Source organism: Streptomyces glaucescens (assembly GCF_002154375.1).
In the GTDB taxonomy this organism is placed as follows: Bacteria; Actinomycetota; Actinomycetes; order Streptomycetales; family Streptomycetaceae; genus Streptomyces; species Streptomyces glaucescens.
The window spans coordinates 1-7,621 of sequence record NZ_MUND01000516.1 but is presented as its reverse complement, the minus strand read 5'-3'; the positions used below and the strand labels follow the sequence as shown (position 1 = coordinate 7,621).

General features: G+C 70.6%; 7 protein-coding genes. 5 read left to right on the top strand and 2 right to left on the bottom strand.

The annotated features are described in order from the left end of the window. Positions 1-139: 139 nt before the first annotated feature. Positions 140-1,501: a hypothetical protein gene (locus tag CCN42_RS30030; RefSeq protein ID WP_086740336.1), complete on the top strand. Its 1,362-nt coding sequence runs from the start codon at positions 140-142 to the stop codon at positions 1,499-1,501. Positions 1,502-2,195: 694 nt separating this feature from the next. Here the strand turns inward: CCN42_RS30030 and CCN42_RS42230 are convergent. Next, on the bottom strand, positions 2,196-2,531 hold the full coding sequence (locus tag CCN42_RS42230) for a hypothetical protein (RefSeq protein ID WP_158102151.1): 336 nt from the start codon (positions 2,529-2,531) through the stop codon (positions 2,196-2,198). 305 nt (positions 2,532-2,836) lie between these two features. On the opposite strand from CCN42_RS42230, the gene CCN42_RS30025 reads away from it, so the two are divergent. The 3 genes from CCN42_RS30025 (at position 2,837) to CCN42_RS30015 (ending at position 5,138) form a co-directional block, all read left to right on the top strand. Beyond that, the gene (locus CCN42_RS30025; protein WP_086740334.1) at positions 2,837-3,589 is read left to right on the top strand and encodes a CHAP domain-containing protein; all 753 of its coding nucleotides are present in this window, start codon (positions 2,837-2,839) and stop codon (positions 3,587-3,589) included. Positions 3,590-3,649: 60 nt separating this feature from the next. Then, positions 3,650-4,579, top strand: coding sequence for a helix-turn-helix domain-containing protein (locus CCN42_RS30020; protein WP_086740337.1), 930 nt, complete (start codon positions 3,650-3,652; stop codon positions 4,577-4,579). 187 nt (positions 4,580-4,766) lie between these two features. After that, positions 4,767-5,138 carry a hypothetical protein gene (locus CCN42_RS30015; protein WP_245877530.1) on the top strand — a complete coding sequence of 124 codons (372 nt, stop codon included), beginning with the start codon at positions 4,767-4,769 and terminating at the stop codon, positions 5,136-5,138. 255 nt (positions 5,139-5,393) lie between these two features. On the opposite strand, the gene CCN42_RS30010 is transcribed toward CCN42_RS30015, so the two are convergent. Beyond that, a complete protein-coding gene (locus CCN42_RS30010) occupies positions 5,394-5,882 on the bottom strand; it encodes a MarR family winged helix-turn-helix transcriptional regulator (protein ID WP_086740333.1) in 489 nt (162 codons plus the stop codon). Between the two features lie 96 nt (positions 5,883-5,978). Between CCN42_RS30010 and CCN42_RS30005 the strand changes: the two genes are divergently transcribed. Beyond that, on the top strand, positions 5,979-7,436 hold the full coding sequence (locus tag CCN42_RS30005; RefSeq protein WP_086740331.1) for an MFS transporter: 1,458 nt from the start codon (positions 5,979-5,981) through the stop codon (positions 7,434-7,436). Positions 7,437-7,621: the final 185 nt, after the last annotated feature.

The window sequence follows — 7,621 nt, the reverse complement described above, 5'->3', positions numbered from 1 at the left end:
CCCATACGGGACAACCTCTAGGCGATGAGCGAACTGCGCGACCTCGCCGGGCCGTTCGCCGATTGCAGGGAAGGCTTCCGCCGGGTTGAGGCGGCCCCGGTGGTCGAGCCGTAATGATCACCGAGAGGACGTGCGGAACATGCGCAGGACGAAGGCCGTGGTGGGCATCGCGCTGACGGTGCTGGTGCTGGCCGGCTGCGGCGGGGGCGGCTCCCCGGACACGGAGGACGAGAACAAGGGCTCTGCCATACCGTCCGCCGAGGCTTCCTCCCGCTTGAAGGGTCCGTCGGTCCTGCTGAGGGTCCCCTCCCGGTATGACGCGAAGCAGGGCTGGCAGCACACGCTCGACTGGATGCCGGAGAACTACTCGGCGCAGCCCTTGGTGGCCGTGGGTGCCCGCAGCGGCGTGGTCGCCTATGTGGACACCACCGAGGACGGGTACGTGGTCCAGGTGCGGGACGCTTCCACCGGCACGGTCCGCTTCACGAGTCGGCCCTGGGAGCCCCCCGCTCCTCTGGAGAGCGGCGGCCTGCTGGGGCAGTCGGTGCAGTTGCCCTCCGTGGTGACGACCGTCCAGGGCGGCCGTGAGTACGTGGTGCTGTGGGCCCACGGCGAGGTCGGCGGGGACGCCCTCGACAAGGGCGAGCAGTCCGTCCGCCTCCTGGTCTACCCGTCCGGCGCCTCCGGCAGCGCGGTGGCCCCGACCCGCGAGATCGACATCCCGGTCGATGTGCTGGCGCTCGGTGAGGACCACCTCCAGGTGGGCGACTTCGGCACGGGCCTGGAGGTCCACTGGGAGTCGGAGAACACGGACAGGAAGGCCGTCGCCGTGGACGTCACGAACGGCACGTTCGACCGCTGCGCGGACGCTTGTGCCGATGGGGTCGGCCGCGTCAGGACCGACAAGGGGTGGGTTGTCTCCGACTACTCCCATGACACCGTGTCGATGCCCGGCGCTTGGGACATCCGCGATGCGGCTCCGCCCGGTGCCGAGTACCCGAAGGACGAGGCGAACGGCGAGTTCGTGGCGGTCGTCGGAGGCCGTCTGTTCACCCGGTGGCAGGCCGGGTCCGGCAGCGTCACCCACCCCCTCACCGCCCTGCACGACGCCACTACGGGCAAGGTGGAGGCGAGCATCGTCTGCGACCGCCCGGGCGGACGTGGGGCCGTCGTCTCCCCCGACGGCCGCTTCGTCGCCGTCGGCACCGTCGCCTTCGACCTTCAACGGCGCAGCGGCTTCTGCCTCGACGCCGGTGAGGAACGCAAGGCCAGTGTGTACATCCGGTCGATCGCCGACGGCGGGGCCGCCTACGGCACGCTCGACGACACCCGCCACGACAGTGAGCGGACGGCCGAGGTCGACCTCTCCACCGGCACCGCTGCCCCGCGGCTCCTCCCCGAGGGCACCCTCGTGCCTGACCTGACCCTGAAGAACGTCGGCGTCTTCCTGACCCCCAGCCAGACCAGCGGACTGCTCGTCTCGGTGCTGCGCGCCAGGTGACGCTCCGGACCGATATTTCGGAGATCGTTCGTCGATGGTGGCTGGCGAATCGCGGGCGGCGGGGCGGGCCGTGCAGGAGGGATGGCAGAGTGTGCCCGCGCATGGGGCCGCTCATGTTCGATCACCGGCTCCATCCTCGCCGGATTTTGGCGCGGCGGTGGTCCAGGAGAGCCGGTCACGAGGGTCTGCGCGGCCGGCTCGGTCACATGGTTCCGGTCGAACACAGGGCCGCTGTCCTGCGGTTGTTGCGTACCTCTGCCATGTCGGTGAGTTCTTTGAGCAGCTGCGTCCAGTCCATGTCGGGGATGATGCCCAGGCCGCGGTGGGGTGGCGGCTCGGTCCGACGGGTTCGAGGTGGCCGGTCACGGCTCAGGCCCGGGGCGCCGGTCGGTTGCGCGCGAAACGCATTGACAGGGGCGCGGCCGCGTTCGTAGTCGGGCAACCGGTTGACGCGGCCTGCTCGTCTTCGCTGAGCGAGTCCAGCAGGCCGGTGCGGGCCAGGGTGCGGACCGGCGTGCTGGACGGCTGCCCTTGGTGGCGGGCCCTGTGCCGCCACCTGGCGGCCTGGGTGAGCGGCGGACCTCGGGTGGCAGCGGGTTGGCGGTGGCAGCATGCGCTCCTGCGTGAGCTGGGGGCCGACGGGGACGAGGCCGATGTCACGCGTGTCCGCCGTGGTTACCGGGCGGACGTGACCTCAGCCGGAGCGTTCGGGCAGTCGGCGGTGGTTTGGGGTGAGGGTGGTGCGCTCGCGGTCGTCGGCGGTGAGCTGCAGCCGCATCCTGGTGGTGGTCCAGTCGGCGGTGTGTCGTCCTGCGAGGGTGCGTCTGGCCTCGTTTGTGTTCTTCCGCTTGGTCCCGGAGCGGGCGCTGGTCGGGGTGTGGCGGCGTCCGGGAAGGAGGAGCGGTTCGCGTGAGGTCTGGCCGAGCGGGCCTTCGCCTTGGGTGGCCGGCCCGCCCGGCTGGTGGCACCGCTGTTGCCCCGGCCACTGGGCCATGTGCTGGGGGACGGGCTGTGTCGGCGTCGGAGGCATCGCCGTCCAGCGTGTCGTCGCCTCTGTTCTCGTCGAGGGCGGCTTCGTTTCGGCGTGGGACCACATCGCCGACGAGGTCCGCGAGTTCCCCCTGCGCCGGTTCACTGGGGGGTGGCGGAGTCGGCTGTGGGAGTAGTGGCCGCTTGGTGGGCAAGTGGCTGGCCTGGCCGGACAGGGTTTCGCTGTCCCGGACATGTCCCGGACGGGTCGGGCCGTTGTCGGCGTCCGTGGCCGGCGTCCAGTGTTCCGTCCGTCAGCCGGGCCCCTCTCGGGACCGGCACGGATTGGACGGAAGGACGTTCGGGATGTCGTTGACGAGCACGGTGAGGAGCGCGGGTGTCGCGGGGGCGGTGCTGGCTCTCACGCTGGGGGGGCTCGGTACGGCCGGGCCGGCGCAGGCGGCGCCCGCTCCGGGGGCGGCCGCGGGGAAGATCGCGCTGGGGCAGTACCAGAGCACCAATGCCGAGGTGCGCAAGCGGATCTACGAGGGTGACGCCAAGGGCGGCGACAGCGAGCGGAACAACTGCAACTTCTACACGGGGTTCTGGACCGCGAAGGCCAACTACCGCTGGGACGGCACCAGTGCGTCCCGGCGCGGCACGATCAACAACACACAGGCGTGCGGCACCAGCAAGGGTTACATGTACATCAAGGTCGACGGCGCCTGGACGAAGAAGTGGACCAGTGTGAAGTGGACCTCGCGTGCGTGGTGTGCGGACTTCGCCAAGTACGCCTGGTACTGGGGGAAGGCGAAGATCACCGGGCTGAACGCGGCGGCGGACTCCTTCCGTGCCTACGGCAGGGCCAACGGCACCTGGCACACGAAGGCGCAGGTGCGGGCGGGCGTGTACAAACCGCGGGCGGGTGACGTGGTCGCCTACGACAACAACGGGGACGGCCGCGCCGACCACGTGGGGGTCGTGACCTCGTACAACTCCTCGCGGAAGGTGTATCACTCGGTGGAGGGCAACACTTCGCTGGAGCGGCTCACCTACAAGAAGACCCAGTCGGCCACGGCGGGCAGGGTGCTGGGCTTCACCACGCCGAAGGCGCGGTGAAGCCCAGCGGTGACCTGAAAGTGCTTTTCCTTGTGGCAGACTCACGCCACTATCTGCCTCATGAGCCACAGGTCACCCGCTTTACCGGAGATACGAACCGCGGCCGAACTGGCGGCGGAGCTGCGTGAGCTGAAGGCGCGTTCCCGGCTGACTTACCGGCAGCTCGAGGAACGCGCCGCGCGCCGCGGTGAGCTCCTGCCTCGCAGCACGCTCGCCGATGTGCTCCGTCACGGGACGTTGCCGCGGCCGGAGTTGCTGACCGCGTTCGTCCGCGCCTGCGGGGAGGAGGACGCCGTGGACGAGTGGCTTGCCGCGCGCGAGCGGGCCGCGCAGTCCGGCGGGCAGGCTCCCGCGGCGCGGGCGCCTGAGGATGACGGCCTTCGTACGGGGGTCGAGGGCCGTCGTCCGCGCCTGCGGAGCGCCGGCCTGTGGGTGGCTGGTGGGGCTGTCCTCGCGGTGGCGCTGTCCGCTGCCGGGATGTGGCTGTTGAGTGATTCCGGGGGGAAGGGCTCGGCGGCGCTTCCTGGTGAGGAGATCCGCGTCCGGCCGGTCGGGGCGCCGGGGCTGTGTCTGACGGACGGGCACGTGGCGGACGGGCGCTACGGCTCCTTGGTGGCGGTGCAGCGCCCCTGCGCGGAGGCGGTGCCGCCGACCACCACGTTGGACCGGGTCGGGTCGGACACCTACCGCATCGCCTGGTTCCACCCCGAGCACGGCAAGGGCTGTCTCAAGGCGATCACCCACGGGGGCGGCAAGGGGCTGCTGGAGCCGTGGGAGGAGTGCCGGTTGTCGACCCTGTTCCGGTTCGATCCGGCTGGGTCCGAGGCGTCGAGGGTGCCGGGCCGCAGTTACCGCATCCATGTCAGCGATTCCACCTGTGTGACGGTCACCGGCCCTGAGGTGGGCGCGGAGGCCGTGGTGGCGCCCTGCGACGACAGTGACGCGCAGCTCTTCGTGGTGGAGGCGGCCGTCACGGGCCGGGACGGCTGAGTGCACCGGGCGGCCGGGGTCGCCGGGGCGGTGTCTGTCGCGACGGTCGTCGTGATCGGCCGGGTGGGGGGCATATGGGGGGTTTGGTCCGTGCGGAATGATGCGTGTGCGTGAGCGGTCCTGTCACCGTCCGGTTCGGCAGGAGGCTGCTGCTCGTGGTTGACCATGAGCAGGTGGACGTCTGCCGGTGGGTCATCGCCGGCAGCCCCGGCGCGGTCTGTACGGAGCCTTCGCCGAGGCGTTCACCTCCCCGCACCACGGCCAGCAGTTCCCCGCGGAGCACCTCACCAGCAGCTACTGGGGCATCGTCGCCTACGATGCCGTGATCGCCGCTGCGACCGCCCTGCACAACGCCGCCGCCCACGGCTCGTCCCCGTCCGGCATCCCCAACCATTACGCCGTCAGGAACGAGCTGTACGTGCTGCGCAACAATGCCGTCGCCGGCGCCAGCGGTCACTTCGGTATCGACAAGAACGGCAACCGCACGAACACCGACAGCGTCACCACCGTCCACGGCCTCGGCAAATCCCTGTCCACAATGACCCGGCCGGGCAACTGACTCCGACCACCGCGACGGCACCCCCCGGCCGGTCCGGGTGTGGTGGTGGGCGCATGCCGGCGGGGCGGCACCCAGTGCGGGTGCCGCCCCGGGAGGGTTGGCCGGTCGTCAGTGCTGGGGCTGGTGGGCGGTGGCCGGGTCGTAGCCACCCGCCGGCGGCGCTCTTCCCGTTCACCCTTGCAGCTCGTACGGGCGAACCCGGCCTTTGCGCCGGCCGTGCGCCGCAGTGCGTGGGCGCGGTGTGATACTGCGCGGTCATTTCGCCCGTTGCCGGGCTCGCCGCACTCCGGCCGGGCTCTCCGGAGCGGTCGCGAGATGGCCGGTGACCAGGCGGTTCATGGCCCGTAGGAACACCTCACGTTCCTTGTCGGGAAGCGACCCGAGCGCGGCTTCGTGTACGCCGTCGACGATCTTCTGACTCTGTGCGGCGACCCTTTCGCCTTTCTCGGTCACCGCGATGATCCGGGCCCGCCGGTCCGTGCTCGACGGACGGCGTTCGGCAAGGCCCGCTTCCTCCAGGGCGTCGACCGTCACCACCATCGTGGTCTTGTCCATGTCGCCGATCTCGGCCAGCTGGGCCTGGGTGCGCTCCTCCTCCAGCGCGTGCACCAGCACACAGTGCATGCGCGGGGTGATCCCGATCTCGGCCAGGGCCGCCGACATCCGGCCACGCAGGACGTGGCCCGCGTGGTCCAGCAGGAAGGAGAGGTCCGGTTCGGTGCGGGTGGGCGCCATCGCAGTCATGGGACCAGAGTAGCAAGCAGTGAATCCGAAACAGATCGTCTACTACGGAACTATCTGCTACGGTCGCTTCTGTTGCCGCTTCGACAGGAGATCCCCATGGCCGCACCGACCGCCGCACCCGCCGACCTCGCCCCTCCTTCCGGCCGTTCACGATGGGTGGCTCTCGGAGTGATCGCCACGGGGATGCTGATGATCGTCCTCGACGGCTCGATCGTGACCGTGGCGATGCCGGCCATCCAGGACGACCTCGGCTTCACACCCGCCGGGCTGAGCTGGGTCGTCAACGCCTACCTGATCGCATTCGGCAGCCTGCTGTTGCTGGCGGGCCGGCTCGGCGACCTGCTGGGCCGCAAGCGCATGTTCCTCACCGGCACGGCGGTGTTCACGGCGGCCTCCGTGCTCGCGGCCGCCGCCACCTCGCCCGCCGTCCTGATCACGGCCCGTTTCGCGCAGGGCATCGGCAGCGCGATGGCCGCGGCGGTCAGCCTCGGCATTCTGGTGACGCTGTTCACCGAACCCCGTGAGCGCGCCAAGGCCATCGCCGTCTTCAGCTTCACCGGAGCCGCCGGTGCCTCGATCGGGCAGGTGCTCGGCGGTGTCCTGACCGATGCGCTCAACTGGCACTGGATCTTCTTCATCAATCTGCCGATCGGTCTTGCCGCACTCGCGCTCGCCGTGCCGGTGCTGCCCGCCGACCGTGGCCTGGGCCTCTCGGCGGGCGCCGATGTCATCGGCGCGCTCCTGGTCACCGCCGGGCTGATGCTCGGCATCTACACCGTCGTCAAGGTCGAGGAGAACGGCTGGAGTTCGTACCGCACCCTCGGCCTGGGCGCACTGGCCATCGCACTGCTCATCGCCTTCGCGGCCCGGCAGGCCACGGCACACACCCCCCTCATGCCGTTGCGCATCTTCCGCTCGCGCAATGTCGCCGGCGCCAACCTCGTCCAGATCCTCATGGTCGCCGCCCTGTTCTCCTTCCAGATCCTGGTCGCCCTGTACCTGCAGCAGGTGCTCGGTTACGGTGCCGCCAGGACCGGCCTTGCGATGCTCCCGGCGGCCGCGGTGATCGGCGCGGTCTCCCTCGGCGTGTCCACCCGCCTCAACGTCCGGTTCGGTGAGCGCCGCGTGCTGCTGGCCGGTCTGATCCTGCTGATCGGCATGCTGGGACTGCTCACCCGGATCCCCGTGCACGCGCACTACGTCACCCACCTGCTCCCCGTGATGCTCCTCGCCGCAGGCTTCGGGCTGGCTCTGCCCGCGCTGACCGCGCTCGGCATGTCCGGCGCGCGCGAGGACGACGCAGGGATCGCCTCCGGAGTGTTCAACACGACTCAGCAGATCGGCATGGCCATGGGCGTCGCGGTGCTCTCCACCCTCGCCGCATCCCGCACCGAGGCACTCCTCGACGGTGGCGCCCTCCGCCCCCAGGCCCTCACCAGCGGCTACCACCTGGCCTTCACGGTAGGGGCCGCCCTGCTCACGGCAGCATTCGCCATCGCCTTCCTCATGCTCCGCCGCACCGATGGCCGGACCCGGGGGCTTGTCGTCCAGTGACGCGGCTTCACGACTCCCGCCGCAGGGTCTCCTTGCGGGCACCGGGCCTCTCGCCGGGAGGCACGCCCGAGCCGGCCGACACCCGCAGTCCCCGCCTCGGCCACCGTCCTCACGGACGGTGGCCGAGGCGCGCGCAGGAAGTGGTGGTGCGGCCGGCGATGTCTCCGGCGGGGCCGTCGGCCAGC

Excerpts from the sequence above, each read along its gene's own strand:
- CCN42_RS30030 (WP_086740336.1), top strand. The coding sequence starts at position 140 with ATGCGCAGGACGAAGGCCGTGGTGGGCATCGCGCTGACGGTGCTGGTG.
- CCN42_RS42230 (WP_158102151.1), bottom strand. The coding sequence starts at position 2,531 with ATGCCTCCGACGCCGACACAGCCCGTCCCCCAGCACATGGCCCAGTGG.
- CCN42_RS30025 (WP_086740334.1), top strand. The coding sequence starts at position 2,837 with ATGTCGTTGACGAGCACGGTGAGGAGCGCGGGTGTCGCGGGGGCGGTG.
- CCN42_RS30020 (WP_086740337.1), top strand. The coding sequence starts at position 3,650 with ATGAGCCACAGGTCACCCGCTTTACCGGAGATACGAACCGCGGCCGAA.
- CCN42_RS30010 (WP_086740333.1), bottom strand. The coding sequence starts at position 5,882 with ATGACTGCGATGGCGCCCACCCGCACCGAACCGGACCTCTCCTTCCTG.
- CCN42_RS30005 (WP_086740331.1), top strand. The coding sequence starts at position 5,979 with ATGGCCGCACCGACCGCCGCACCCGCCGACCTCGCCCCTCCTTCCGGC.